At 51.7% G+C, this 26,506-nt stretch carries 20 protein-coding genes; 7 read left to right on the top strand and 13 right to left on the bottom strand.

The genetic code is table 11. The features are described 5' to 3' along the window. Positions 1 to 42 precede the first annotated feature (42 nt). Both H8730_RS00345 and H8730_RS00340 read right to left on the bottom strand, forming a co-directional pair. The gene (locus tag H8730_RS00345; RefSeq protein ID WP_177714338.1) at positions 43 to 930 is read right to left on the bottom strand and encodes a sugar phosphate isomerase/epimerase family protein; all 888 of its coding nucleotides are present in this window, start codon (positions 928 to 930) and stop codon (positions 43 to 45) included. A 14-nt stretch (positions 931 to 944) separates the two neighbouring features. After that, a complete protein-coding gene (locus tag H8730_RS00340; RefSeq protein ID WP_177714337.1) occupies positions 945 to 2,222 on the bottom strand; it encodes an AraC family transcriptional regulator in 1,278 nt (425 codons plus the stop codon). A 185-nt stretch (positions 2,223 to 2,407) separates the two neighbouring features. Here H8730_RS00340 and H8730_RS00335 point away from each other — a divergent pair, with 185 nt between their 5' ends. The 3 genes from H8730_RS00335 to H8730_RS00325 are packed head-to-tail and all read left to right on the top strand — an operon-like array spanning position 2,408 to position 5,354. Further along, positions 2,408 to 3,049, top strand: a complete 642-nt coding sequence (locus H8730_RS00335) for a corrinoid protein (RefSeq protein WP_177714336.1) — start codon at positions 2,408 to 2,410, stop codon at positions 3,047 to 3,049. Between the two features lie 15 nt (positions 3,050 to 3,064). After that, on the top strand, positions 3,065 to 4,597 hold the full coding sequence (locus H8730_RS00330) for an ASKHA domain-containing protein (protein ID WP_177714335.1): 1,533 nt from the start codon (positions 3,065 to 3,067) through the stop codon (positions 4,595 to 4,597). Between the two features lie 13 nt (positions 4,598 to 4,610). Beyond that, positions 4,611 to 5,354 carry a DUF1638 domain-containing protein gene (locus H8730_RS00325; RefSeq protein WP_177714334.1) on the top strand — a complete coding sequence of 248 codons (744 nt, stop codon included), beginning with the start codon at positions 4,611 to 4,613 and terminating at the stop codon, positions 5,352 to 5,354. A 49-nt stretch (positions 5,355 to 5,403) separates the two neighbouring features. Here the strand turns inward: H8730_RS00325 and H8730_RS00320 are convergent, their stop codons facing one another. The 3 genes from H8730_RS00320 to H8730_RS00310 form a co-directional block, all read right to left on the bottom strand. Beyond that, entirely contained in the window at positions 5,404 to 6,372 is a 969-nt protein-coding gene (locus H8730_RS00320; RefSeq protein WP_177714333.1) for a small ribosomal subunit Rsm22 family protein, read from the bottom strand. Beyond that, positions 6,372 to 8,057: an alpha-L-rhamnosidase-related protein gene (locus tag H8730_RS00315; protein WP_177714332.1), complete on the bottom strand. Its 1,686-nt coding sequence runs from the start codon at positions 8,055 to 8,057 to the stop codon at positions 6,372 to 6,374. Before H8730_RS00315 ends, H8730_RS00320 begins: the two co-directional genes overlap by 1 nt. Positions 8,058 to 8,144: 87 nt before the next feature. After that, positions 8,145 to 9,254 (bottom strand): GntR family transcriptional regulator, encoded by a 1,110-nt coding sequence (locus H8730_RS00310; protein WP_177714331.1) that lies wholly within the window; start codon positions 9,252 to 9,254, stop codon positions 8,145 to 8,147. A 155-nt stretch (positions 9,255 to 9,409) separates the two neighbouring features. On the opposite strand from H8730_RS00310, the gene H8730_RS00305 reads away from it, so the two are divergent. The 3 genes from H8730_RS00305 to H8730_RS00295 all read left to right on the top strand — a co-directional run bounded on the left by H8730_RS00305 (position 9,410) and on the right by H8730_RS00295 (position 15,037). Next, positions 9,410 to 10,750, top strand: coding sequence for an MFS transporter (locus H8730_RS00305; protein ID WP_177714330.1), 1,341 nt, complete (start codon positions 9,410 to 9,412; stop codon positions 10,748 to 10,750). A gap of 61 nt (positions 10,751 to 10,811) precedes the next feature. Then, complete coding sequence (locus H8730_RS00300) at positions 10,812 to 11,201, top strand: hypothetical protein (protein WP_177714329.1); 390 nt, start codon at positions 10,812 to 10,814, stop codon at positions 11,199 to 11,201. Between the two features lie 302 nt (positions 11,202 to 11,503). Continuing rightward, positions 11,504 to 15,037: an immunoglobulin domain-containing protein gene (locus H8730_RS00295; RefSeq protein ID WP_177714328.1), complete on the top strand. Its 3,534-nt coding sequence runs from the start codon at positions 11,504 to 11,506 to the stop codon at positions 15,035 to 15,037. A 59-nt stretch (positions 15,038 to 15,096) separates the two neighbouring features. Here H8730_RS00295 and H8730_RS00290 read toward each other — a convergent pair whose 3' ends face one another. From H8730_RS00290 to H8730_RS00280, 3 genes are all read right to left on the bottom strand, one after another. Further along, entirely contained in the window at positions 15,097 to 15,411 is a 315-nt protein-coding gene (locus tag H8730_RS00290; RefSeq protein ID WP_177714327.1) for a hypothetical protein, read from the bottom strand. A gap of 41 nt (positions 15,412 to 15,452) precedes the next feature. Next, positions 15,453 to 15,731, bottom strand: a complete 279-nt coding sequence (locus tag H8730_RS00285) for a hypothetical protein (RefSeq protein WP_177714326.1) — start codon at positions 15,729 to 15,731, stop codon at positions 15,453 to 15,455. A gap of 75 nt (positions 15,732 to 15,806) precedes the next feature. Then, complete coding sequence (locus H8730_RS00280; RefSeq protein WP_249289097.1) at positions 15,807 to 16,376, bottom strand: hypothetical protein; 570 nt, start codon at positions 16,374 to 16,376, stop codon at positions 15,807 to 15,809. Between the two features lie 129 nt (positions 16,377 to 16,505). Here H8730_RS00280 and H8730_RS00275 point away from each other — a divergent pair, with 129 nt between their 5' ends. Beyond that, the gene (locus H8730_RS00275; protein WP_177714324.1) at positions 16,506 to 20,189 is read left to right on the top strand and encodes a multicopper oxidase domain-containing protein; all 3,684 of its coding nucleotides are present in this window, start codon (positions 16,506 to 16,508) and stop codon (positions 20,187 to 20,189) included. A 78-nt stretch (positions 20,190 to 20,267) separates the two neighbouring features. Here H8730_RS00275 and ilvB read toward each other — a convergent pair whose 3' ends face one another. From ilvB to leuC, 5 genes are read right to left on the bottom strand one after another with little or no spacing between them, the layout of a single operon-like run. Continuing rightward, positions 20,268 to 21,950: a biosynthetic-type acetolactate synthase large subunit gene (gene ilvB, locus H8730_RS00270; protein ID WP_346726526.1), complete on the bottom strand. Its 1,683-nt coding sequence runs from the start codon at positions 21,948 to 21,950 to the stop codon at positions 20,268 to 20,270. Between the two features lie 14 nt (positions 21,951 to 21,964). Next, positions 21,965 to 23,635, bottom strand: a complete 1,671-nt coding sequence (gene ilvD, locus H8730_RS00265; protein WP_177714322.1) for a dihydroxy-acid dehydratase — start codon at positions 23,633 to 23,635, stop codon at positions 21,965 to 21,967. After that, complete coding sequence (gene leuB, locus H8730_RS00260; protein ID WP_177714321.1) at positions 23,632 to 24,714, bottom strand: 3-isopropylmalate dehydrogenase; 1,083 nt, start codon at positions 24,712 to 24,714, stop codon at positions 23,632 to 23,634. Before leuB ends, ilvD begins: the two co-directional genes overlap by 4 nt. A gap of 4 nt (positions 24,715 to 24,718) precedes the next feature. Further along, complete coding sequence (leuD, locus tag H8730_RS00255; protein WP_283243804.1) at positions 24,719 to 25,216, bottom strand: 3-isopropylmalate dehydratase small subunit; 498 nt, start codon at positions 25,214 to 25,216, stop codon at positions 24,719 to 24,721. A 3-nt stretch (positions 25,217 to 25,219) separates the two neighbouring features. Next, entirely contained in the window at positions 25,220 to 26,494 is a 1,275-nt protein-coding gene (leuC, locus tag H8730_RS00250; RefSeq protein WP_177714320.1) for a 3-isopropylmalate dehydratase large subunit, read from the bottom strand. Between the last annotated feature and the right edge of the window lie 12 nt (positions 26,495 to 26,506).

The raw sequence follows: 26,506 nt of genomic DNA, 5'->3' as shown, positions 1-26,506 counted from the left end.
CATACACGGCGTTTTTCTATGTCCTTTTATTTTTTGAGAATTTCACGACTTCGAATCCCACGGATTCGGCACGAAATCCCCGCCCCGGCACCATTTTAAATATCGAAGTGCATGGAGCTGTCCCGTCATCTCTCTTTCCCCGGAGTAAACCGGATCATGATACCCTTCCACGCAGATATCGCCCTCATATCCCGCTCCATAAAGGATGGAGAAGATGTCCCGCCAGTTCGTATCGCCAAAACCTGGCGTCCGCTCTGGTGCAAAATCGTGGGCTCCGTACACGCCCAGCCGCCGGACAGCATCCCAATCCACCGATGCGTCTTTTCCATGAAGATGGACGACCTTGTTCACCCACTGCCGCAGCTGTGCAATGGGATCGATCAGCTGGATCAGCTGATGGGCCGGCTCCCATTCCAGCCCAAGGGCTTTGGAGGGCACTGCGTTGAACATCAGTTCCCACGCTCTCGGGTTAAATCCGATATTGCAGGTGGCGTGTTGCCACGTGCCACCCATGGGGCAATTCTCAATGGCGATTTTCACCCCTCTGTCCTCCGCCCGCCTCGTCAATTCGCCAAAAACCTCGCTGAACTTCGGAATCGCCGCTTCCACGGACTCGCCCTCCAGCCCGCCGGCAAAGGTACAGACTGTGGACGCGCCAAAAAGATGGGCCACGTCAATACAGTGCGCCAGTGTCTCCCTGTGGTCCTCATATTGGAGTGCATTGCAATAATAGCCGAGACTCGTCACGTACACACCGCTGTCCCCAAGGATCTCCTTGATCTTTGACGCCAGCTCTCTCAGATCCACGCCTCCCAGGGACATGTGAAAGTTGATAGACACGCATTCAAATCCCGCCTGCACCATGGCCGGCAGCCACTGCTCCACTTGTCCCCCTGGAATGCAAGTTCCGATGTCAATCTGTTGTTTCATCTTTACCATCCTCCTTATCCTTTTGCGTTTTTTCCTCTGGTCTCCCGGAATTTTCCTGGAGTGACCCCGGATAACTTCTTAAATACCTTTGAAAAATAGCTTTGGTCTTCATACCCCACCATGTTGGAGATATCCACCAGGTTGACGCCGTCCTTGAGTAGCAGCCTCTTCGCGTTGTCCACCCGCACTTTATTGAGGTAGTTATTAAAACTGGCTCCCATCTCTTCCTTGAAGATCTTGCTGAAGTAGGAGGGACTCAGATAGACTTGGCTCGCCACATCCTCCAGCGTCAGCTTCTCCATATAGTGCTGCTTTATATACTTATCCGCTTTGTACATGATGTCCACATGTTTTACATCGGAGAACCCAAACACCATGTCTCCGAAGCGGCGAATGATGGAGGAGAGCCATACGGTAAGATCCTCAAAGTTGGTAATCTGATTGATATCATTCACATACCGCAGGTTCCAGCCGAAGATCATCTCCACATCGCCGCCGCTCTCCATCACGGCGCGGGATAGCACGATCACCAGTTCCAACACCCGCACCTTGATCACGTCCAGGTTTCCTCCGGAGTGAAACAGAATATGCCCCAGGATTTCATTGAGAACTCTCTGCGCATCCTCGTTGTTTCCATCCGTAATGTAGGCCAGGAGTTCCTTTTCTTTTTCAATCGGATAGACCTCCTGTCCGAGCCCCTCCGTGATATTCTTGATGCATTGAATGTACTCGGAGATGTCTGACTGGTTTTGCTGGTTGTCCCGGCGCATCCAATAATCATCATTATCGCCCTCGCACAGATACGCGGCCGTATAAAATAATTGCTCCGCCAATCCCGTAACCCTCTTGGGCTCCATGAAGGGAAGCTGCTGAAGCAGCGTGCGAACTTGCTCCTTCGTCTGTTTTTCCAGCTTGAGCCGAAGCGCCAAATCAAATTCGATGTATTCCTCCATGTCAAACATCATAACCGGGCCTGCGGTCAGCGCTCCCACTAAGATACCGTCTTTCATGATGGGTGAGGCCCAGTTTGTAAGGCCCATGGGACAAAAATATATATATTTACCGCCAAAGCGCTGTGCCTGCATACTTCCGTACCGGTATGTCTTGCTCCGAAAGTCCTTGTCTGGTTGGTGCTCGGCACAAAAACGGCAGTACTCACATGGGCGGCCCGCGGAGGCAATCACCTCCCCGTTGCTATCCACAAGCTTTGTATATATTCCCGTCGAGAGGGCATAGCTCTCGATTGCTTCTATTTCCTTATCGCGTTGGATTCGATCTTCCGAATTTTTCATAGCACCCACCTTTTTTCTTACTCAACTCGTATTATACTACAATTTTGGCGGAATGAAAAGTCTGTTTTTTTGGGAAAAGCACTGCAAAAGAATACTAAAAATCACTTGATAGTACAATAATATCCTTGCAGATCGTGTTATAATAAGTAAGATTATAATTATTCTCTATACGGAGGTGCTTTTCCATGAAGGAAGAACTCTTAAGTCAGATTAGTGAATTTTTGCAGAAAGGCCGCGCAAAGAATGTGACGGCTTTAGTGCAGCAGGCAATTGATGAAGGGATTCCAGCTACGGAAATCCTGGAAAAAGGTCTGTTGGACGGTATGAACATCATCGGTGAAAAATTCAAAAACAATGAAGTCTATGTTCCCGAAGTTCTTATCGCCGCCCGTGCCATGAACGCTGGCACTACGCTGCTGAAGCCTCATCTGTCCTCCAGCGGATTTAAGGCTGCCGGCAAGGCTGTTATCGGTACTGTCAAGGGCGACTTGCATGACATTGGAAAGAATCTTGTCCGCATGATGATGGAAGGGAAAGGACTGGAAGTAATCGATCTGGGAACCGATGTTGCCCCTGAGAAATTTATCGAGGCCGCTAAAAATGAAAATGCCCAGATCATCGCGCTGTCCGCTCTTCTGACCACCACCATGACGGAGATGAAAAATGTTGTTGAAGCTGCCAAGGAAGCTGGTATCCGCGATCAGGTCACCATTATGGTGGGCGGAGCGCCGATCACGCAGAGCTTCTGTGACAGCATCGGAGCCGATATCTATACGGTAGACGCTGCCAGCGCTGCTGACGCCGCTGTAGCCGCTCTGACCGCTTAAGTCTCGAGGTATTTTATGCCGACCATTCAAATCCACTCACAAGTTGCCGGTCCCTGCCTGATGGCAGAGGCCGGTACTACTCTATATGCCTTATTGTCGGAAAATGGGATTCACCTGGACGCTCCCTGCGGCGGCAAATGCTACTGCGGCAAATGCAAGGTCAAGGTTGAGCCTCCTCTGTATGAAGAGATGAGCGCGGAAGAAGGTGCGCTCTTGTCGCCTCAGGATATGCAAGCTTCCATACGGCTGGCTTGCGGTTATACAATCCGCACGGACGCGGTGGTAACACTTCTCTCCTCGTCCTCAGACGCGCGGATCGCATCAGAGGGCCGGATGCTGGACCCGGATTTTACTATACATCCCTCCGAGGGCATGGGTGCTGCCGTTGATATCGGCACAACAACCGTCGCCGCATATTTGTACGATCTATCCACTGGCGCGCTGCTGAATCAAGCGAGCGCGCTCAATCCACAGAGCGCTTTCGGCGCAGATGTCATCACGCGCATTCAATATACGACAGAAAACGAAGACGGACTCTGCCGCATGCAGAGAGCAATTGCCCATCAAATTGACGATCTGCTGGCCTCCATGACCAGTGCGCCGATCCAAAAGGTATGCATCGCGGGCAATACGACGATGCTGCATCTTCTTGCCGGAGTGCCAGTCGCCTCCCTGGCTGTGGCGCCCTTTACCCCTGTTTTTTTGGAAGCTCGCCTTTTTACTCCCAGCGACTTGCACATGAGGCTCCCTGAACCTTGCGAGATTCAACTTCTTCCTTCGATTTCCACCTACGTCGGCGCTGACATAACAGCCGGCATCCTGGCAAGCGGACTCTATAAGTCTCCCCTTCAGACTTTGTTTATTGATATCGGAACAAACGGAGAGATGGCGCTTGGGAATCAAGAACGGATTCTCTGTTGCGCCACCGCGGCCGGCCCTGCCCTTGAGGGCGCTAAGATATCTTGTGGAATGGGCGGCGTAACAGGCGCTATCTCGAAATTTTCCATTGAAAACGGTGAACCCACCTTTGAAGTGCTGGGCGGTGGAAATCCAACTGGGATCTGTGGTTCTGGTATCGTCGATATTGTCGCCTCTCTGGTCGACCAGGAACTTGTGGATGAAACCGGCTACTTGGAAGACGAGTATTCCATCACAGGGGACATTGTCATGACGCCCCGCGATATTCGAGAAATCCAGTTGGCCAAATCCGCCATCGCTTCCGGCGTTGAGGTTCTGTGCAAAGAGGCGGGCATCTCCATATCGGATATCGATCTCTGCATTCTGGCTGGCGGGTTCGGAAGCTTCATGAACAAAGAAAGTGCCTGCCGTATCGGGCTGCTTCCCGCTGAACTTCGGGACAAAATCCTCGTGGCCGGCAATACTTCTGGCATGGGGGCTTCCATGTGCCTTCTCAACCCGGACTATCTCACTCTCTGTCAGAACTTGACGCAGGAGGCATCCTACATTGAACTTTCTGGGCGACCGGATTTTGAGGCCGCTTTTGTTGACAACATGTTCTTTGAAAGCAGCTCGCCTTTGGCGAACTGATGGAGACAATGCGATGCGACTGAAAATATTGGCCTGTAAGGTTCTCTACCGTGAGCTTTCCTATCTATCAGCTCTTTGCCCAAATCTGCTGGATGTCACCTATATGCGTCAGGGACTCCACAATACGCCGGAAGCGCTCCGCAATGAACTCCAAAAGGAAATCGACGCGATTGACCTCGATCAGGACATCCATACTGGCACAGAGGACAGCTGTGGTCCAATCGATGCGATTCTCCTGGCGTATGGTTTGTGCAGTAATGGCGTCTGTGGGCTCTCCTCCAAAAAATATCCTTTGGTCGTTCCCCGCGCCCACGACTGTAACACCCTGTTTCTAGGCTCAAAAGAGCGATATCGGGAATATTTTGATACCTATAGCGGAATCTATTGGTATACGCCTGGCTGGCTGGAAAATGCCCCCATGCCCTCCGAGACCATGACTGACCGGCTGATGGAACTCTATACAGAGCTTTATGGGGAAGACAATGCTGAGTACTTGGTCGATCTAGAATTAGGATGGTATAAAAAGTATACAACCGGCGCGTACATCCGCTGGAAGGAACTCCCCTTTCCTCAATATGAGGAGTATACGAAACGCTGTACACACTATTTGAATTGGACTTTTCGCCTGTTCGAGGGCTCTTCTGATCTGTTGCGCGAATTTTTGAGCGGCTCGTGGGATGAGGATCGATTTTTGGTCGTCCCCCCCGGCCGAAAAATCGCGCCGTCCTTCGATGAGCGTATTCTATGTGTCGAATAATATGCACGACGCCAGTTCGGATGAACTCCTCAGCTGGCGTCGTGTTGTTTTATTCGACCCAATCTCCGCACTTTGCTTTTCTAACCCGCTTGTAGGCTTCCCCATCGCGTTTAGAAAAAGTTTTCCATGTTATGCCCTCCTCTGTGCAGAGCTGTATCCTGACAATCCCTTTGGCAATCTGGGGATGGCGCAGAATTCGGCCTCCCTCGTTCAAGGGCCCGCGCTCCCTGGCCAATGCCACATATGCATATTTCTCATCTTCGTATGGCGCCTCGCCTCCTTTGGAAAGGCGGTGAAGCTGGCTTCTTGGAATTCGGCATGAAAAGTGGCACCAGTCCTGTTCCAACATGGGACAAGGATTTTCATGGGGACACGGCGCAACTATATGGGCTCCCCGTTGCAATAGGATGGTTCGAACCCGTTCTATGGTGCGATACCCCTCCGGCGTTCCCGGCTCAACAATCAGCAGCAGCTTTTCCGCGCAGTCCCATAGCTTCTCTGAGACTTCCGCCTGGGACTGCACATTTAGCTCGTTAAGTACATAGGATGCTATCACCAGATCCCCTCGGCTGGGAATGGGCTGGGACGCAATATCGCACTCGATCCACATGGCATTCTGTAAAGCTTCCGATCCGAAGGCCATGATGGTGGTTCCAATCTGCCTCATCATTGTCTCCCGCTCAACGCAAACCACCTTCTGTAGGGCAACCAGCCCATCTGCCGCCCAAGTTGCAGCGCCTGTTCCTGCACCTACATCCAACAGGCTTGCCATCTCCTCCCCCCATCCTTCCAAAGCCGTCAAGGTGTAGGCGAGCGCGCTGGAAACCGCTCCGTAGGTAGCAGGCATTCTGGCCACCGCGTAAGCCAACGCCTCGCTGCGGCTTTGAATAAACTGCTGCGGATCTCCCCGGTCTCGATATCGAAAGCTGATTCTGCGGGCCTCCTCCACAAGGCGAGAACTTGAGACTTCCTCTGTCAGCGTGACTAAGGCTTCCCGCAGGTTTTCTGGCATGTCCATCAGGCATCACTTCGAACGATCTCCACTTCCTGCGGAGCGTTTATCACAGAGTGAAGGGAACCGTCCTCTCTTTTTTCATGGCGTATCCAGATGTTTCCATATGGAGTCGGATAGGCTCCCTCCACCCATTGCAGGTCTCCGAGTTGTGGACGGATCGCGACCTTTCGGCATCCTGGTTCCAGAATCTGAACGCCCAGCACGTATTGACTCAGCCACGGCGTAGGCCCGCTCGCCCATCCATGGCATAGGCTATGTCGGTATCCGGAGTAACAGTATTGACCATAGGCCGCGTGGACATCCACTTTTCCCTCCGGCGTCAGCTCATCGATCCGGGCAGCATTTTCGAGCCAGCGAAGATCAAAATCTTCCCAGAAGGTGGTCGCGCCAAGACTCAGCATGCCGCCCCAGAATTTCCGAACGAGGGCCAGCGCTCCCTCCATATCGCCAGCAAGAGCTTTTGCCTTCAAAATATAAAATCCAAAAAAAGTTGAAACATCCTCAACCCCTTGCAGACAGCTCTGGTTGATCGCCTGGGGGGCTGCCATTCCCGCTAGGGCTAGAAGAGCGGCTGATTGCTTATTTCCATAGGACTTGACTTCGCGGTTGCGAACCAACCGAGCCCACCGTTGACATTTGGGGGCGGTCTCCTCTTCCCCCATGGCGTTTAACATCAGTGCGGCTGCTTCCAAAGCCATCACCAGCAAGGCTCTAACGCCGATCTTACAGGCACTAGGATCGCTGGACGATGGCCAATCGAGAAAATAATCGGCGATGGTGTCGTCCCCGTTATCTTGGACAAAGGACCCGATATGCTCCGCCATCTGTTTCATATACCCTCGCTGGCCCTGCAAGTACGCCAGATCTCCCGTATGTAGATACCATTCCTTATGAATCAACAACCACCACATGGAGTAAGCCGGAATCTCATTCATCCATTGATCTGCCGGCGTAGTATCCCGTATAAAATCTAAGCTGTTGGGAATACAAGGATTCTGTCCGAAAACTGATAAAACCGTCGATACCTCTGGGTGGATATCTCCGATCCATACGAGCCGGTCCCGTTTGATACCATCCCATATATAATTCTGAATATTCAGGTGGACCGTATAGGCACCCACCTCCCAGATCTGATTCAGCAAAGGATCATCGCAGCAAAAGCTCCCCCTGTATTCCAGATCTTCATACAGAAAGACGCCCTGGATGCTCTTTATATGGATCGCCACATTCTCTTCAAGGGAATCAATTCGAACGAAGCGAAATCCCGATAGGCCGATCTCTGCATATCCATAGAAGCTGCTGACCTCCACCACCTGATCTCGGACCGCATGATCATTGGTCGCAGACGATGTGTCCACATCGCTCATGGCTTCCTGCACGGATTCACCGAAGCGAATTCGGAGCCGGACTGTCTTTTGGATTGGCTCTGAAGTCCCCGATATGCTGATTCCGATTCCCCCCTGGAATTCAAAGCCATAATCCAGCAATATGGAAGCTTTTCCTGGGAATTCACAATACGTTTCGATCCCCAGACTTTGCTGTGCCGTTCTATTCTGTAATAATACCTGTCCATTCTGGATATCGCCGTCTTGATACACAATCCGCTGCGGTGTTATAAAACTGCGAACTCGGTTATCCAATGTGACTCGATCTTCTGTCTTCTTTAATGCCGGTATATCATGTCTCATCTCTATATACTCCTTTTTTCTTATTATATATCTATTTGATTTTTTAACTTGTATAGTAAAGATTCACGAATTCTATATCTTGAAGTTTCATTTCTCTTTTAAGTCGGCCTCAAAAATATACTGTTTCACATAGTCTCGCTTGTTTTCCAGCTCTCCCGCCAGCATATCCGCTCTGCGTATCTCTTCCATCAACAGATCAAAGCAAGCATCCGCCATCTGTTCTTTCGGCACTTCAATTGTGCTGATAATGGAATTCACCTGTTCGCTGAACTCTGCCATATCATATGCAACTAACTCGATCATATCGGGAATTGTATATCCGCTCAATGTCAACATGCTGTACAGTTGCAGCCCCAGACTTTCTTTCGAGCTCACCACCGCCGTAATCTGACGCTCCCGTATGGCGGACAAAATCGCGGAAGCGCCGCCCTTTGCTATATCGATGGTGTAGATTCTGGCCCGCCCAAATCGTTCCTCGATCGCTCGCCGGAACCCCTCAAATCTCTCGCTCCCTGCTTCTTCATCCTCCTTCGCCCTATCGCTGACGTACAGCAGATTGCGATGACCTTTTTGTATCAGCTTTAACGCCGCCTTGTAGACCGATACGCTATCGTTGCAGATGACGCTGGGGCAGCTGATCCCGAAGGGTGGATTTCCCAGCATCACATAGGGGATTCTCATCTGATCCAACTTTTCAAAGTTTCGCCAGCTATGGAATGAGGGAATCCGCAGAGGGCTGATCACAACTCCAAGATACTCTTCTCGTTTTAGAATGTCAATCGCTTCTGATTCTTTCTCCAGCGTATCATTCATCGACGCATTGACAATATACCCTTGGGCGCCAGCTGTCTCTATAAATCGTGCGATTATCCTTGGGTAAAAATAGCGGTCCGGAAATAGCAGCATCAGCTTCATCTCACGAACGGAGCTGTAGTCCCCCCATTCTAACGGATCTAATTGTCGGATTTTTTGTTTCGCGTGTGTTGCGACAAAGGTCCCCCGCCCCTGCTCGGCTATGAGGATCTCTTCTTTGATTAAGGATGCATAGGCCTTTCGAACCGTCAACCGGTTGACCTTCAGTCGTTCTGCATATTGATGTTCTGACGGTACTTTCTCGCCAGGGCGCAGACTCCCGATCATAATGCTCTGCAACAGTTCGTCCTGAATTTTCTTATATAGCGGCCTATCCTCTCTCATAGCTTTCACCTCCTTTCTTATTATACATCCTATTGCTATAACTTGTATATATAATTTCCCGATTTTTACGATTTTGCTCTTTCGTATCTTGACTTTGGCTAAAAACTTGCTAATATGATATCATATCCAATCTCTTTTTGCAAGGAGTATGCACTATGCCTAGACGTCTTTCCATCCCTAAATCCTTGTCCCTTTATTTTCAAAATCGACTTGCGGACGGCTGTGTTGAGTACTGGACTCCCGACGGCCGTGCTCGGGGATGTATTCTCCTATCGAACCTTTTTAACACGTTAATTGTGAATCTAACGACGGCTGCTTATCTAACAGGTTATTGTCTGAGCTTAGGCGCCTCTCCTTCCTACATCAACACGATCTTATTGCTCATGTCGCTGTCCTCCCTCGTCCAATTTCTTTCTCCCTTTTGGATGGAAAGGGTAAGCCGCCGGAAACCGGTCATCCTGGTGCTCCGCGCCGTATCGCACAGCCTCCTTCTCTGCTTCGTTCCGCTGGTTGGCTTTCTCCCCCTCCCTTCCATGACCCGCCTCATTGTCATCACGGTTTTAGTCACGCTTTCAAGCCTTCTCACGAATTCCATCGGCCCGGGATTGCAGATCTGGCACATCGGCCGTATCCCGCCAAAATGCCAGCTGAACTATTTTTCCTTCTATAATGTTGCCTCCTGCATCGTCGTGAATGGAATTATCTTCCTCATCAGCATTGGCGTTGACTCCATGAAGGCGCTGTGGGGCGATTTCCGCGCCCTCTCCTATCTGCGCTTTGGACTGCTTCTCTTTGCGGTGCTGGATCTCTGGGTGTTAAGCCGAGTGCCAGAAACGCCGAATCCAAAGTCAGACTCCCTCGTCACACCTGTGACATTACTGCGCGGAATTTCTTCCTGCCCTGCCTACCTTCGCATTATTCTGATTGCCGCAGTGTGGAACTTTGCCGCCAATATTCCAAGCCAATATCACATGACCTATATGCTGAAAGAGCTACATGTAAGCTATACCGTCATCAGTGCTATCAATCTATTTAGCATCGTTTCTGTCATCTTTTTAACACCTCTGTGGAAACGGCTTATCAATCAATATTCTTTAAAAACTGGTCTGTTTATCAGTATCCTCCTTCTCGCCCCCTACGGTTTTCTTCTATTTGGCGTCACCCAGTCCAGAATGTGGCTCTTTCCCGTGGCACAAATTTACTACCTGTGCATGTGCATCGGCGTGAATATCTGTTTTCAGATTATCCCCTTTCTACACATGCCGGAGCAGAACAAAACGATCTTTATGGCGAGCTATAATATTTTAGCCAATCTGGCAGCTACAGCCGGTGTCTATGCTGGCCGGTTACTCTATGAGGGATACTCCGCTTTGGCCCAGATGCAAGGCTGGACTCTAGCTCCCGCCCGCGTCCTGGTTGTCGTATATGGGTTTGCGCTGGCCGCTGCCGCTTTCGCGGTTCGCGCGGTATTTCGCAAGTTGGAGTCCAGCCATTGACTATTTTTGTTGACAAATCTCCTTTTATTCCATATAATGACAGATAAATAGGAGGTGTGAAATGGCAGGTTTATTTGCGTATGGGCTTTTGACCGCAGTTGGGATAGCGGTCTGTATCCTTCTTACCATCATCGGGTTGTTCGTCGGACAAATCATCCTGTTTGACAGTATCGCTCTCTCCATCGGTGCGGCCGTGGTCTGTTATCAGCTCTGGAGCATACATCCGGCATTCTGTCTGCTCATTGGAATCGCTCTCTTCATATTTTTATTTTGGCTACAAAATACGAAGGTGGGGTTTTGGATCATCGGGATTCTACTGTCACTCGTATGGGCTTTCGTTTTCAGTTTCATTGCCTATACCGCTACAGGCGGGGATATGATCTGGACTTATGTTGTCCTCGGACTCGGCTTTGTCCTGATGATCGGGCTACATTTAAAAGCGCGGGGTTAAAGGCATATGGCAAAAGGGGCAGGCGAAAAATCGCCTGTCCTTTATTCTGCGGTCAATCTCCGTTATATTCAAAATGAGGATCAGCATACACGGCCTCGCCGCCTGACGAAATTTGTCTGTAAGCAGGGATACCGGACAACCTGGTGGGGACGTTTATTGCCGATCTGGCCTTGCAAATCTTGTCTTTTCGGGAAAACATACGCAAAGAAAAATTCTATAGATGCCTTGAAAAATACAGTGATTCTCGATATAATTATCATATAAATTTATGCGTACCTGAATTTGCAAAAGGAGGCAATTAAATGAAACGAGCAAAATATAGCAAGCTGCTGGCAGTTCTGCTGACGGCTGCCATGATGCTGACCATGCTCCCCACTGTGGCCTTTGCAGAGGACATTGAGAGCAGCCCGGTGGATTCATGCACTGTAACCGATGGCTGTACGCTGAAAGCCGGTCATGAGGGTGATTGCGTTACAGAGGCGACCGCCGAGGAGACGCTGAACGGGATGATCGCGTCCTTGCCCGCCCCGAAAGACATTGACCCGGAGGACGAGGAGCAGGTAAAGGTGGTCTATAATCAGATTGGAGAAATCAAAACCTTCGCAGAAGAAAACGGCATTGACGTGGAGGAAAATGAAACCATAAACGCCGTGATTGCCGCCCTCTATCCTGCGCAGACACTGGACGATCCAGGTGTTACTACGGCGGAAGAATTCGAGGCCGCCTTGGAAGCTGGCGGTACGGTAGCGCTTGGCGGTAATATCACAATTGATTCCAAAGTAGATATTACGATCACGAAAGATGTTGTTTTGGATTTAAAGGGCTATACGGTAACAAAGACATATGGCCAAAATAACCATTATTTTATGACCATACGGGATGGTGGTTCCCTTACCCTGACAGACTCTATTGGCGAAGGTACATTGATTGCGAGTCATCCCTCGTGGGGCTATGGCATTCAATTGCGCAGCAATTCCACTTTCGTTATGAACGGAGGCAAGATCCAGACTACACAGGAGAGCATTGATGTTTATGATTCTTCCAGCAATGTAGCCATTGAAATCAATGCAGGTGAGATTATCGCAACCGCGGACAGTCCGCTTAACCTTCGGGGCTCATCCAATGTTGTGGCAGAGATTAATGGCGGCACTTTGACGTCTGGCCCGAACGGCCGTGTGGCTGTATATGTTAGCAGCTATCAGGTGAACGCAATTCAGTTCGATATTAAAGGCGGATCCATTATTAAAGAGGGTACGAGCGGCAGTGCCATTCAGGCGTACAGCGGATCGACCATTACCATAAGCGGGGATGCGCTAATCAAATCGGCAGGGTATTCTGCTGCGATTCAGGTACAAGGCGGTGTGTCTGATGCCGCTGCCACGACTCTGAATGTTGACGGCGGAAGTATCACATCTGACGGCAGTCATGGTATTTCGGTAGAGGATTCCGCAAAAGTCAATATTAGCGCCGGTACAATTTCCGGCAACGGCAGAGTCGCATCTGCTGTTTATGCGCAGGAAAATTCCACAGTTGAAATTATCGGCGGAACTTTAACGGGTACAAAGGCCGCTATTTCTGAGTCTTCAAGCAGCCAATCGACCATCACGGTAACATCTGGCACCTTCAGCAGTGATATTTCCACCTATACCAATGGCTTACCGGTTGTCTCTGATGGTAATGGCAATTACATTATACGCCATCTATCCGAGGTCTATCTGAACGGCCAAAGCGGCGATGATACCAAGGGTGGCGCTGATGTGGCCAATGCAGTCAAAACATTGGACACGGCTCTGCGGCTTGTCGCCGACGATGGCGTGATCTACATTTGCGGCCAAGTTACCATTGATACAGATACCGAGTTAAACAACGCTGTTTTTAAGCGAGCCGAAAGCTATAACGGCAGTAATAGCAGCCTCTTTTATGTGACGAGCCAAGCGACCTTAACCCTTTCCGACGTTGTCATCGACGGTGATAATATAGAATTGGGAAAGGACGCATATGATGGCTATAGTTATGCATATTTAATTAAAGTTTATAATGGATCAACACTTAAAATTAAAGACGGTGCAGATCTGAAAAATAATGGCGCCAGAGCGATTGAGGTTTATCAATCCAGCTTAGACATGTCCGGTGGCAAGATCCGCAATAATCATGCCCTCAATGATGGCGCCGCTATTTATATCGAAGATAGTACGGTTCGTCTCTCCGGCGGTGAGATCTCCGGAAATAGCTCTGAAACTAACGGTGGCGGTATCCTTATTCTTCATGCGGATGTCACACTGAGCGGAACAGAAATCAAGAATAATTCTGTTGGTATGTGTGGCGGCGGTGTCTTTATCTGGGGATATGACAATAATAAGACGTCCAGCTTCACCATGACCGACGGAGCCATCACAGGAAATACTTATGGGGAGTACTACTCCGGCGGCGGTATTTACGCATATGGTGCGGGGACTACGGTCGAAATTACAGGTGGCGAGATCTCCGGGAATTCCTGCGCGAATCGGGGAGACGCTGTCAGCCTGTATGGTTCTGGCAGCAATTCCTACCCGACTTTAAAGCTGAGCGGTTCCCCCACGATTTTCGGCGATATTTTCCTGTGGGACGGTGAGGATGAGGGGCCGGTTATCCAGATCGTGGACGAATTTGCCCCTGCAGTGCCGGTACCCGTGGCGGCCACCTATAGAACAGAGGGAACGGCAGCCGTCTCTTATATGAATGGATTAATCCCGGACGCTTCCCAGTTTGCATCAACGGAGGAGAGCATGGGACTCATCCAGAGTGGGCAGGATTTGATTTGGATCAAAAAGTATAGTGTTGCTTTCAAAGATGAGACGGACAAAAATGTCTATGCAAGGATCTATGTCATGCCGCACTCGAAGATCGATGAATCGCTTATACCTACGGTCAGCGAGATTGGCGAAAGGACCGGATTCTATGTCGCCGGATGGCGTCCTTATGGAGCCCAGACCTTGTGGAACTTTGACACCGATTCTGTAGAGAAGTCCTCGCAAAGGCTTCTGATCGTCTGGGGCGTCAAGCAGCCGGATACGGTTTCTCTGACAGCCGACCATACGACGGTGCATGCGGGTGAAAGCATTATCCTGACGGCTTCGGCAGTCCATGAGGCGGATACCGCGGCTTATGTCTATTCGTGGTACAAGGACGGCGTTTTGCTGAATGGAAAGAACGAAAGCACACTGACAGTAACTGAGTCCGGCAGCTATACCGTAAAGGTTGAAGCTGTTTTGGACGCTATAACCTCTGCGGCTTTGGAAAGTGCCCCTGTTGTCTGCACGATACGCGACCATACTTTCAGCACTGAGTGGAAATCTGATGTGGACGGCCATTGGCACGAATGCACGGTTTGCGGTACAAAGGCAGATACCGCGTCCCATACCTACGGCGATTGGGAAATTGTGAAATCTGCGACCGAGACGGAAACGGGCGAACAGCATCATACCTGCACGGCCTGCGGCTATGTTGAAAGGGCTGAAATCCCTGTGCTGGAACATACCCACAGCTACGGCACAGAGTGGAAGTCTGACAATTCCAACCACTGGCATGAGTGCGCCTGCGGTGAAAAGTCTGATATGGCGGCTCATACCTATGGCGACTGGACGGTAACAAAGGCGGCAACGGCTGCCACAGCGGGAAGCCGGGAAAGAAGCTGCACCGTCTGCGGCTTCAAGGTGGCGGAAACCATTGCCAGCAGCAACAGCACCCCGCAGACCGGGGACACCAGCAATCTCACACTATGGATTGCCCTGCTCCTGCTAGCCTCCGGCGGCCTGGCGGGTACCATCGTGTATTCCAGAAAGCGCAAGACCTATTAACAGAGCTACACGGCTTTTTACCGGCTCCTTTTTGAGAGCCGGTATTTTTTTGCACCCACTCAATCAACCCAGAACCGACAGATTGGATTGCACAATCCGGCGGAGACAGCCACGCGATCGGTACCACAAGGACGAATGCCCCCCTGTACTTTCTGATAGCAAAAGCAGTCCGGATAGATGAAGAAGGACTCACGGCTGGGATGCTTGTATGCCTTTGTCTTTACACAATTGTTCTGCACTCCGGTTTTTCTTATCTCCTCCCCCTTTTCGCCTCCCCTTCTCCCCTTTCCGGCGTTCACCCCTCTCTTCTGCACTCCGGTTTTTCCTCTCTCCTCCCCCTTTTCGCCTCCCCTTCTCCCCTTTCCGGCGTTCACCCCTCCCTTCTGCACTCCGGTCTGCCCACTCCTCCGTCCCCTTAAAATCTCTTGCTTTCATCCCATTTTTGTGCTATAATAATATCCCATTTTTTTGTAAAGGAGTCCTGCCTATGGTCCCTCACGTCGATCCTCTCGACATCGCTCCCATCCTCTTCAATTCCTATCTTTTCCTCTCCCGCAACATTGACTCCCTCTCCAAAGCCCTTGCCAACTCCCCTCGCGGCCACCTCGTTAAAAAACAGCGCGGCCTTCACACCTATTTCTACCGTCAATTCTGGGAAAATGGCAAACAGGTTCAGCGCTACGTCAAACTCCAAGACCTCGACTCCACTCGTCAGGCCCTACAAAACACTCGCGACCTCAAAGCTCAGCTTCAACTTTTTCGCTCGATCCTATCCCGCACTGCCAAAGCCCTCCGCCATTTCGGCCTCCACGTCCAGCAGCTTCTCTCCCAGCACTCTGCCGACGAACTTCTTCGCCAACAAGAAGAGACTGCACGGCAGCATGCCTGGAATCATGCTCAATCCAAACCCTACGGCCCAAATTACCATCACCTCGTCGCCATCCAGGGTGTCCCCACCTACGTCGCCTCCAAATCCGAAGCCCTCATCCTTCTCCTTCTCACTGCGCACGGCATCACCGTCGAATACGAGCCTTCCCTCGTCGTCGATGGCGTCCCTATCAAAGGCGACTTCAAGGTCTACCACAAGTACCGCCCTGGCGTTGTCTTCTACTGGGAACACCTTGGCTTGCTCCACAAGCCTGAATACCGCAAGCGATGGGCCGCCAAGTTGGAAACCTACCGCAAAGCTGGCATCGTGGAGGGCAAGAACCTGATCGTCACCCGCGATGGGCCTGACGGCTCTATCGATATGATCCAAATCGAACATCTCATCGTCCAATACCTGGAAACTTGATCCAGGGACGGACCGCCTCCTTCCAACCAAGGGGCTAGTCCACACTTTTTGAGAAGTGTCCCCACGTCATCTGCCGATGGCTTTTTTTATTGGAGTTAAAATCGCTGGCAAGAACCATCCATAGAATTGGACATACACTATAATGACCGATTTAGGTCAGAAAGGGGAATTTATATGATAGCAGAAACAGATTGTCCAACCCCCCGTCCAATCCGAACCTTTGACATCGAAGCCATTTCCTTGCCGATCGTGTATAATAAATACGGGGACCACGACCCAAATGGGCTTATGTACGTGCTAAAAGAAGATTCACAGAGAATTCAAAAGAAAGCCCGGGAGAATTTTGCTCTATCTCCTCCACAGCCTTACGAAGAGGTACAGCCCCTTGTCATCCGCGCCAATGTCGGAGATGAGATCCGCATCAACTTCTACAACCGGCTGAATCGCAAAGCTTCCATTCATGTACAAGGGTTGGCCTACGATGTGAAAACGTCCGATGGCGCCAATGTGGGATTCAACCCCGATTCCACCACCGACAACTTTATCCAGTACACTTGGTATGCGGATCGAGAAGGCGTATATCTCTTCTCCGACATGGGAGACACGCTTGGCAATGAAGTCGGTACGAATGTTCACGGACTGTTTGGCGCAATGATCATTGAAGAAGCCCAGTCCACATGGTACGATCCTGTAACTGGCGCGCCTCTCACCAGCGGCGTGTTCGCGGATATCTATCATCCCGTCAAACCAGCTTTTCGGGAGTATGCCATCTTCTTTCACGACGAGTTGGAAATCAATACGAAAGACGGCGTTCCTCCCATCGATCCTCACACCGGAATGCCAAATGGTACCACTGCCATCAGCTACCGGGCCGAACCCATGCGAAACCGCCTCCCTCTCGTCCCACCTCCAGAAGAGCACGTTGTAACCGGCGAAGATATCTCCATGAGCTCCTGGGCTTACGGTGACCCTGCGCCCTTTATCCCAAAAGCGTATGTCGGCGACCCCGCCAAATTCCGACTGATTCACGGCGGTGTCAAAGAGACCCATGTCTTCCATCTTCACAATCACCAATGGCGACTGGATCCAAACGATCCACAATCCATCATCATCGATTCCATCTCCATCAGTCCTCAGGAATGCTTTACACTGGACATCCTATATGGTGCAGGTAGCCTGAACGGTATGGTCGGAGATGCCATTTTCCACTGTCACCTGTATCCCCACTTTCATGAGGGAATGTGGACCCTTTGGAGGATATTTGACCGATTGGAAGATGGAACCGGCCAGTATCCCGACCATACACCCATTCAGAAGCTCCTTCCACTGGCGGATAGAGTACCGCCACCACAAAAAGATCTTCAACATCCTGGCTATCCCAATTTCATTAATGGACAGTTCGGACAGCGGCCATCACAGCCACCCTTTGGGATTCTGACATCGGAAGGGGACAATAAAATAACGCCTACTCCGCTAGAGGAAGCCAATTTTGTGCCTGATTTTGCTCCAGGTGCCTTGTACACCGAGACCTGTCCCTGTGATACGGATGAGTCAATCAAAGTCTTTGAATTGGCAGCTGTCCAGGCCGACATCCGGTATAATGAGTATGGCTGGCATGACCCGCAGGGCCGCTTTTTCGTCCTCAAAGAAGAAATTGCGCAATATGGAACCTTGGACGTCTATCTGGAAAAAATTGCAGAAGGTGAGATTAGACCAGAGCCTTTGGTCATCCGCGCCAATGCTGGCGACTGTATTGAGATTAGAATGACCAATTTATTGCCGGAGTTCATTGAAGCCAGCGCCTTTCAACTCAAAACCCTGACCGACATCGTTGGCTACCATATCCATCTTGTAAAGTTTGACACCATTGTTTCAGACGGTTCGGCCAATGGCTGGAACAACATTGCTGGGGCGCGGCAGTATGAAACGCTGATCGAACGGTTCTATGCAAATGAAGAGCTGAACACCGTCTTTTTCCACGATCATCTCTTTGCCAACAGCCACCAGCAACATGGAATGTTCGGCGCACTCCTCATCGAGCCAGCCGGAGCGAGCTTTCTCGATCCCAAAACCGGACAACCACTCAAGAAGGGCACGAAAGCCGTCATCAAAACAAAGACAGGCGGCTATTACCGCGAATTTGCCCTGTTTGTCCATGACTTTGCCTTGCTCTTTGATAAAGATAATCAGCCACTAAATCCACCGGAACATCCCGGTTCGGACGATGATCCTGGAGTAATGGGGGTCAATTATCGCGCGGAGCCTATGAGAGAACGGTTAAAGATTCAAGAGGATCCGTCTCACATTTTCAGCTCCATCGTATATGGCGACCCTGCTACCCCTGTGTTGGAAACGTATCCTGGCGACCCCATGGTCATTCGGCTATTGGACGGAGCTCACGAAGAACAGCACGCCTTTAACATTGCGGGCATGTCTTGGCGAAAAGAAATTACCAATCCGAGAGCCCCCCTCGCACAAGAACAAACCATCGGTATATCCGAAGCCTTCAATATCCGAATCGACGAGGCATACGGCGCAGGCGATTATCTATACTACTATGGAGGCATCGATGATCTATGGCTTGGTCTTTGGGGGATTATCCGGGCCTACCGGCAAATCCAGGACCACCTATTGCCACTCTGCCCAGACAAAAAGATCATGGTTCCTCCAACCACGCCCCCCAAAGATGCGCGAGTCCGCCACTTCGAAATCGCCGCAATTCAAAAACAGCTCCTCTACAATCGACACGGAGACCATGATCCAGAAGGCCTCTTGTTCGTCCCCTTGGCGCAAGCACAGGATGTTCTATCCGGCCGGCGGGACCCCTGTCCTCTTATTCTACGGGCAAATGCAGGCGATTGGATCGAGATAACCCTCCACAACCTATTTGACCCCAACATTCCCATCCGTCACAACGAATATCCTTCTGTTCCTCTTGAGTTCCCCCATACTCCTTCCAACCGAGTTTCAATGAATCCACAATTCCTTCGCTGTGATCCCGTCCGGTCGTCCGGCCTCAACGTGGGATATAATGCCATCGAACAGACAGTCGCCCCTGGACAGAGCATACAATATCTCTGGCACGCTGACAAAGAATATGGCCCCTGCCTGATCAATTCTTTTGGCGATCTGCGCAATCACCGGCATCACGGTCTATTTGGCGCGATCATTATTGAACCCCCGGGAGCGCGATATTTTTGCGGCATGCGGCCACGAGATGAGAACCATGGTGATCAAGCTGTCATCGCTGCCCCCGGAATCGACTCTTTTCGAGAATTTGTCCTCTTTGCCCAAAATGGGATTCGCCTTCTTGACGCAGCCGGAAATCTAATCAAGACGGCGGAACAGGGAGATCCAGACGGGCATGGCGCGCCTGATCATGAGGATACGGGCGAAAAGGGCTACAACTATCGGTCCGAGCGATTCTTCAACCGCTTACAGCGAGTACCTTCCATCGATAAGATTTTTGATTCCGCCATCCACGGAGATCCTGCAACCCCCATACTGCAAGCCTATACCAATGAACACGTGATCATCCGGCTCCTGATGCCGGGCGACAAACCTCGCAACATCAGTTTTGTACTTCATGGTCATCGCTGGCAAGTCTATCCGAATCTTCCCTCCCGCTCCGTCACCATACAGGGCGCCATCAGCGTCGGCGGTGTGTATACTATAGATTTGTCCGACACCACCCCCTGCCCAGGAGATTATCTATACCGCTCCGGCTCCCTCCGCTGGGACGTTGAATCTGGGATGTGGGGAATTCTTCGGGTAATCCGCCGCTCAATCCGGTGCCGGTGTGAGTGTCTCTGCCAGAAGACAGTCCAGTGGTGGGAAAAACTCTTCACTGAGAGATAGGGAACAAACGCTACAAGGGGGAGAAAAGCAGTTCGCTTTCCTCCCCCAATTGGCCCAATCCTACCACAAATCGATTCCTCAATCCTCATCCAACATGACTTCTTCGATCGACGCGCCTGGCGCCACCATGGGAAACACTTTATCATCCTTCGGAACATCGCAGACGATCATGACAGGCCCTGACTCCCGCAGCGCCGCCTCAATCGCTGGCCGGACCTCCTCCGGGGTCGTGACGTGAAACGCTGGAAGGCCAAAAGCATCCGCGAGTTTCATAAAATCTGGTCCGCGATCGTCCAGATTCGTCTGGGAGTACCGCTGTTCATAAAATAGTGTCTGCCACTGACGCACCATCCCCAGAGTCTGATTGTTCATCACCACCTGGATCATGGGAATCTGATAGTGAACCGCCGTGGCCAGTTCGTTCAGGTTCATCCGAAAGCTTCCATCCCCTGCGATATTGAACACCCGCTTATCCGGGCGCCCAAGTTGCGCTCCCATGGCCGCTCCAAACCCATATCCCATGGTTCCAAGGCCGCCGGAGGTAATCAAGGTGCGCGGCTTGCGAACTGGATAGTATAGCGCCGTCCACATCTGATGCTGCCCGACTTCCGTCGTCAGAATCGCGTCATCGCCCGCAATCTCATAAATCGAACGCAAAATATAGTCCGCGTGAAGACGGCCATCCTCCACAATGCGCAGCGGATATTTTTTCTTATTTTCCTGGACCGCCCGGAGCCAACCGCCATTGTCGATGGTAAAATCCTGCAACCTCTCGTTGAGCGCCTTGAAGGTGGCGTTCAGATCCCCGATCACATGGTGGGCCGTCATCACATTTTTATCCACCTCCGCTGCATCCACATCCAAATGCAGGATTTTCGCATGCTTCGCAAAGGTCGAGACATTGCTCACCACACGGTCGCTGAATCGTGCGCCGGCTACGATCAGTAGATCGCAGTGGGTCACGCACACGTTGGACACTTTCGTGCCGTGCATTCCGATCATGCCCGTAAAATTCGGATGATCGCCGGGGAAACCGCCAAGCCCCATGAGGCTGGATCCCACCGGGATCTTCAATTTTTCTGAAAATCTCACGATCTCCTGGTTCGCCCCGGAGATCACAGCACCGCCGCCCACGTACAAAAAGGGTTGACGTGCACTTCGGATCATCTTGACGGCTTCATCCAAAGCGGATTCTGAAATATACTCCGTCATTGGCGAAATCGACGCGGGCTCCTGGCGTTCATACTCCGCCTTTTTAATTGTGACATCCTTGGGAATGTCCACAAGCACAGGACCCGGCCTGTCAGACTGTGCGATCTGAAAAGCGCGCCGGATGGTATCCGCCAGATCCTCCACCCGTTTGACAATAAAATTATGTTTGGTAATGGGCATGGTGACGCCTGCAATATCGACTTCCTGGAAACTATCCTTTCCCAGCAAACTTACCGCCACGTTTCCCGTAATGGCAACCATGGGAACGGAGTCCATATACGCTGTGGCGATTCCCGTTACCAGATTGGTCGCCCCAGGCCCCGAAGTGGCAATGCAGACACCGGTTTTTCCCGTTGCCCTCGCATACCCATCCGCTGCGTGTGCCGCCCCCTGTTCGTGACAAGTCAAGATATGGCGGATCTCCGACTGGTGCTTATAGAGTTCATCATAAATTTCCAAAACCGCGCCACCCGGATACCCGAAGACCGTGTCCACCTTTTGCTCCTTGAGACATTCCACAAGGATGCTGGCTCCTTTTAACAGCATCACCGCATCCCCCTTTCTTAGTTAGTTGGTAATTCCAGTACTGCTCCCGTGCTGGCCGAGGTAACCAGAGCCGCATACCGGGCCAGATAGCCGGTCTGAATTTTAGGCGCCTTGGGCTGCCATGCTTCCCGCCGCTTTGCCAGTTCTTCCTCGGAGACGCGGACTTGAATCGTTTTTTTCTCGATGTCAATGTCGATCTGGTCTCCATCCTGTACCAGCGCGATAGGACCGCCTCGCGCCGCTTCCGGCGAGACATGGCCAATGCAGGCGCCTCTCGTGGCCCCCGAAAATCGTCCATCGGTAATCAGGGCCACATCCCGGTCAAGCCCCATGCCGGCCAAAGCGGAAGTGGGGGAAAGCATTTCCCGCATGCCAGGGCCGCCCTTTGGACCCTCATAGCGGATGACCACCACATCGCCCTTTTGAATTTTCTGATCATAGATCGCTTCGATAACCGCTTCCTCACTGTCAAATACCCGCGCTGGCCCAGAGTGAACCAGCATCTCCGGCGCCACGGCAGATTTCTTGACGACACAGCCGTCCGGCGCCAGATTCCCCTTCAACACTGCGATGCCTCCATAGGGGCTGTAGGGATTCTCGATGGGACGGATTACGTTGGGATCTTTGTTCACCGCCGGCTCAATATTTTCTCCCACGGTCTTCCCGGTTACTGTAATTTGATTTAAATGCAGCAAGTCCTTTTTCGCCAGCTCTTTCATCACCGCTGGAATTCCGCCTGCGCGGTATAAATCCTCAATGAAGGATGGGCCAGCGGGACTCAATTTACACAGATTCGGCGTTCTGGCGCTGATTTCATCGGCTATATCCATGGTAATGGTAATGCCGGCTTCGTGGGCGATAGCGGGCAGATGCAACATGCTGTTGGTTGAGCAGCCAAGAGCCATATCCATCGTCAGTGCGTTTTCAAAGGCTTCCCAGGTACAGATGTCCCGAGGCTTGATATCCCGCTTCACCATCTCCATAACAGCGAGTCCCGCGTATTTAGCCAGACGGATCCGCTCTGAATAGACGGCGGGTATGGTTCCGTTGCCAGGCAGGGCAATTCCGATGGCCTCGCAGAGACAATTCATAGAGTTGGCGGTAAACATTCCGGAACAGGACCCACAGCTCGGGCAGGCGCATTCTTCATACTCCCGCAGCTGCGCGTCATCCATCGTTCCGGCTTTGGCCGCGCCCACAGCTTCAAACATATTGGACAGGCTGACCCGCTGGCCGCCGACGCGACCTGCCAGCATGGGCCCGCCACTGACAACAACCGTTGGAATATTGACCCGAAGGGCCGCCATGAGCATACCTGGCACAATCTTGTCACAGTTTGGAATCATGACCAGCGCATCGAAGCCATGGGCAACCGCCATGGATTCGATAGAATCCGCAATCAGCTCCCGGGACGCCAGGGAATAGTGCATTCCCTTATGCCCCATGACAATGCCATCGCACACGCCGATGGAGGGAAACTCCACTGGCGTTCCGCCGGCCATCCGGACCCCCTCTTTGACCGCCTTGGCTATGGTATCCAAATGCATATGGCCGGGTATCACCTCATTCTGTGCATTGACGATTCCCACAAGAGGCCGTTCCAGCTCTTCATCGATATAGCCCAACGCCTTCCACAGAGAGCGGTGAGGCGCTTTCTCACAGCCGTTCTTCACTCGATCACTGATCATATTGCTTCAATCCTTTCACAAATCAGCTGTCCCATCTGGCGGGTGCCCACAAGGGTACAGCCCTCACTCCAAATATCCGCTGTGCGGTATCCCGCTTCCAAGACCTCATCCACAGCCTTCTCGATACAGGCTGCTTCCTCCAATTTGCCAAAGGAGTAGGTAAACATCATAGCCGCCGACAATATGGTGGCGATAGGGTTCGCCTTATCCTGCCCTGCGATGTCCGGGGCTGATCCATGGATGGGTTCAAACATCCCCAGCGCCCCCTCGCCCATACTGGCCGAGGGCAGCATTCCAATGGAACCGGTGATCTGGCTGGCCTCGTCGGATAAGATATCCCCAAAGCAGTTGCCCGTCACGATGACATCGAACTGTTTCGGATCCCGCACAAGCTGCATAGCCGCATTGTCCACATATAAGTGATTGAGGGTGACATCGGGGTATTCCTTCGCCACCTCCATCACAACCTTCCGCCACAGACGAGAAACCTCCAGGACATTGGCCTTATCCACATTGGTTACGAGATGGTTTCGTTTCCTAGCGGATTGGAATGCCACGTGGGCAATTCTGCGGATTTCATTTTCATTGTAGAGCATTGTGTCGTAGGCCATCTCAACTCCATCCCGAATTTCGCGCTTGCGAGGTCCAAAATAGATTCCACCGGTGAGCTCCCGGATGACCACGATATCAAGCCCATCTTCCCCGATAATATCCGGCCGCAACGGGCAGGCATCCCGAAGGGACCGATAGATTTTCGCCGGACGGATATTGGCAAAAAGATTCAGGGCCTTCCGAATTCCCAGAAGAGCAGCCTCCGGCCGCTCCTCTCCTTTTAACCCATCCCACTTGGGGCCGCCGACAGCCCCCAACAGCACGGCATCGCTGTGAAGCGCGCTGTTAAGCGTACTCTGTGGAAGAGGCTCCCCTGTCTGATCGTAGGCGACTCCACCGATCAAGCGCTCCTCAAAGGTAAAGTGATGGCCAAATTTCCGCCCGACACGCTCCACAACCTGGACCGCCTCCCGGATGATATCCGGGCCAATCCCGTCGCCTGGAAGAACCGTTACTGTATATTGCATTGTCTCATTCTCCCTTCGTAATCTTTGCCGCCACACGATTCATCAGCCCACCGGCGTCGATAATCTCCTGGATAAAGGGCGGAAATGGCTGCGCTTGGTAGCTCTTATTCGTTGTCACATCCTCAATACGGCCGCTGGCAAAATCAATGCGAACCGTGTCTCCCGCTTGAATTTCATCCACCGCTTCCGGGCACTCGATAATAGGCAATCCTATATTGATGGCATTTCGATAAAAAATTCTGGCGAAGGAGGCGGCGATGACGCAGGAAATCCCGGACGCCTTGATGGCAATGGGCGCATGCTCGCGGGATGATCCACAGCCAAAGTTACGCGCCGCCACAATGATATCGCCCTCTTGAACCGTCTTGACAAAATCGGAGTCGATATCTTCCATACAATGGGCCGCCAGATGGGATGGCTCCGACACATTGAGATACCGTGCTGGAATGATGACGTCCGTGTCTACATTATCTCCATAGTGAAATACTTTTCCCTCGACCATGATCTATACCTCCTCATCCATGACATCCGCGGGGTCCGCAATATAGCCTGCAATGGCGGAGGCTGCCGCCACAGCCGGACTGGCCAGGTAGACTTCTGAATCCACATGTCCCATGCGGCCAACAAAATTTCGATTCGTGGTGGAAACGGCGCGCTCACCGGCCGCCAGAATTCCCATGTGTCCGCCTAGGCAGGGGCCACAGGTGGGCGTGGAGAAGACTGCGCCGGCCTTGACAAATGTCTCAGCCAGTCCCTCCTTGACTGCCTGCAAATAGATATCCTGGGTGCCCGGCAGTATGATCACCCGCACACCATCCGCCACTTTTCTTCCTTCAAAAAACTTAGCGGCGATCCGCAGATCGCGGATCCGTCCATTGGTGCACGATCCAATGACCACCTGATCGATGGGAATCCGATCAATTTCATCGACAAAATGCGTATTTTCCGGTAGATGGGGGAAGGAGACCACTGGCCGCAGTGCCCCCAGCTCAATCTCGTAGGTCATATCATAGGGTGCGTCCTCATCCGCCTCAAACACCTCGAAATTTTTAGCTGAGTGAGCTCGGATATACTCTTCCGTCTGCTCATCCACAGGGAAGATTCCATTCTTTCCACCCGCCTCAATGGCCATGTTACAGATGGTAAACCGGTCGTCCATCGACAGATGGCAGATGCCCTCTCCGGCAAACTCCATGGACCGGTACAGCGCGCCATCCACGCCGATCATGCCGATAATATACAGGATGATATCTTTGCCGCTGACATAGGGCGCCGGCTTTCCCTTCAAAATGAACTTAAGCGCAGAGGGCACCTTGAACCAAGCCTTTCCGCTGGCCATACCCGCTGCCATATCTGTAGAGCCGACTCCTGTGGAGAAAGCACCGAGAGCCCCATAGGTACAAGTGTGGGAGTCAGCCCCAATGATCACATCACCAGCCGTCACCAATCCCTTCTCCGGCAAAAGGCAGTGCTCAATTCCCATCCGGCCGACTTCAAAATAGTTCGTAATCCCCTGCTCCTTCACAAAATCCCGCACCATCTTACAGTGGGTCGCACTCTGTATATCTTTATTCGGGGTGAAATGATCGGGAACGATCACCACCTTATCTTTGTCAAAGACATGCTTGATACCGGCAGCGCGGAATTCTCGAATGGCAACCGGTGTTGTGACATCGTTCCCCATGACCAAATCCAGATCGCATTCAATCAACTGTCCTGCCTTCACTTCTGAAAGACCCGCGTGGGCGGCAAGAATCTTTTGGGTCATCGTCATACCCATATTCCTATCCCT

It is taken from the genome of Bianquea renquensis (assembly GCF_014384895.1).
Lineage (GTDB): Bacteria > Bacillota > Clostridia > Lachnospirales > Bianqueaceae > Bianquea > Bianquea renquensis.
Note: the sequence above shows the minus strand (reverse complement) of the source record. Positions and strands in the feature narration are given on the sequence as shown.

Excerpts from the sequence above, each read along its gene's own strand:
- leuB (WP_177714321.1), bottom strand. The coding sequence starts at position 24,714 with ATGCAATATACAGTAACGGTTCTTCCAGGCGACGGGATTGGCCCGGAT.
- H8730_RS00330 (WP_177714335.1), top strand. The coding sequence starts at position 3,065 with ATGCCGACCATTCAAATCCACTCACAAGTTGCCGGTCCCTGCCTGATG.
- H8730_RS00305 (WP_177714330.1), top strand. The coding sequence starts at position 9,410 with ATGCCTAGACGTCTTTCCATCCCTAAATCCTTGTCCCTTTATTTTCAA.
- leuD (WP_283243804.1), bottom strand. The coding sequence starts at position 25,216 with ATGGTCGAGGGAAAAGTATTTCACTATGGAGATAATGTAGACACGGAC.
- H8730_RS00320 (WP_177714333.1), bottom strand. The coding sequence starts at position 6,372 with ATGGACATGCCAGAAAACCTGCGGGAAGCCTTAGTCACGCTGACAGAG.
- H8730_RS00315 (WP_177714332.1), bottom strand. The coding sequence starts at position 8,057 with ATGAGACATGATATACCGGCATTAAAGAAGACAGAAGATCGAGTCACA.
- H8730_RS00295 (WP_177714328.1), top strand. The coding sequence starts at position 11,504 with ATGAAACGAGCAAAATATAGCAAGCTGCTGGCAGTTCTGCTGACGGCT.
- H8730_RS00325 (WP_177714334.1), top strand. The coding sequence starts at position 4,611 with ATGCGACTGAAAATATTGGCCTGTAAGGTTCTCTACCGTGAGCTTTCC.
- H8730_RS00340 (WP_177714337.1), bottom strand. The coding sequence starts at position 2,222 with ATGAAAAATTCGGAAGATCGAATCCAACGCGATAAGGAAATAGAAGCA.
- H8730_RS00300 (WP_177714329.1), top strand. The coding sequence starts at position 10,812 with ATGGCAGGTTTATTTGCGTATGGGCTTTTGACCGCAGTTGGGATAGCG.
- ilvD (WP_177714322.1), bottom strand. The coding sequence starts at position 23,635 with ATGATCAGTGATCGAGTGAAGAACGGCTGTGAGAAAGCGCCTCACCGC.
- leuC (WP_177714320.1), bottom strand. The coding sequence starts at position 26,494 with ATGGGTATGACGATGACCCAAAAGATTCTTGCCGCCCACGCGGGTCTT.
- H8730_RS00345 (WP_177714338.1), bottom strand. The coding sequence starts at position 930 with ATGAAACAACAGATTGACATCGGAACTTGCATTCCAGGGGGACAAGTG.
- H8730_RS00275 (WP_177714324.1), top strand. The coding sequence starts at position 16,506 with ATGATAGCAGAAACAGATTGTCCAACCCCCCGTCCAATCCGAACCTTT.
- H8730_RS00310 (WP_177714331.1), bottom strand. The coding sequence starts at position 9,254 with ATGAGAGAGGATAGGCCGCTATATAAGAAAATTCAGGACGAACTGTTG.
- H8730_RS00335 (WP_177714336.1), top strand. The coding sequence starts at position 2,408 with ATGAAGGAAGAACTCTTAAGTCAGATTAGTGAATTTTTGCAGAAAGGC.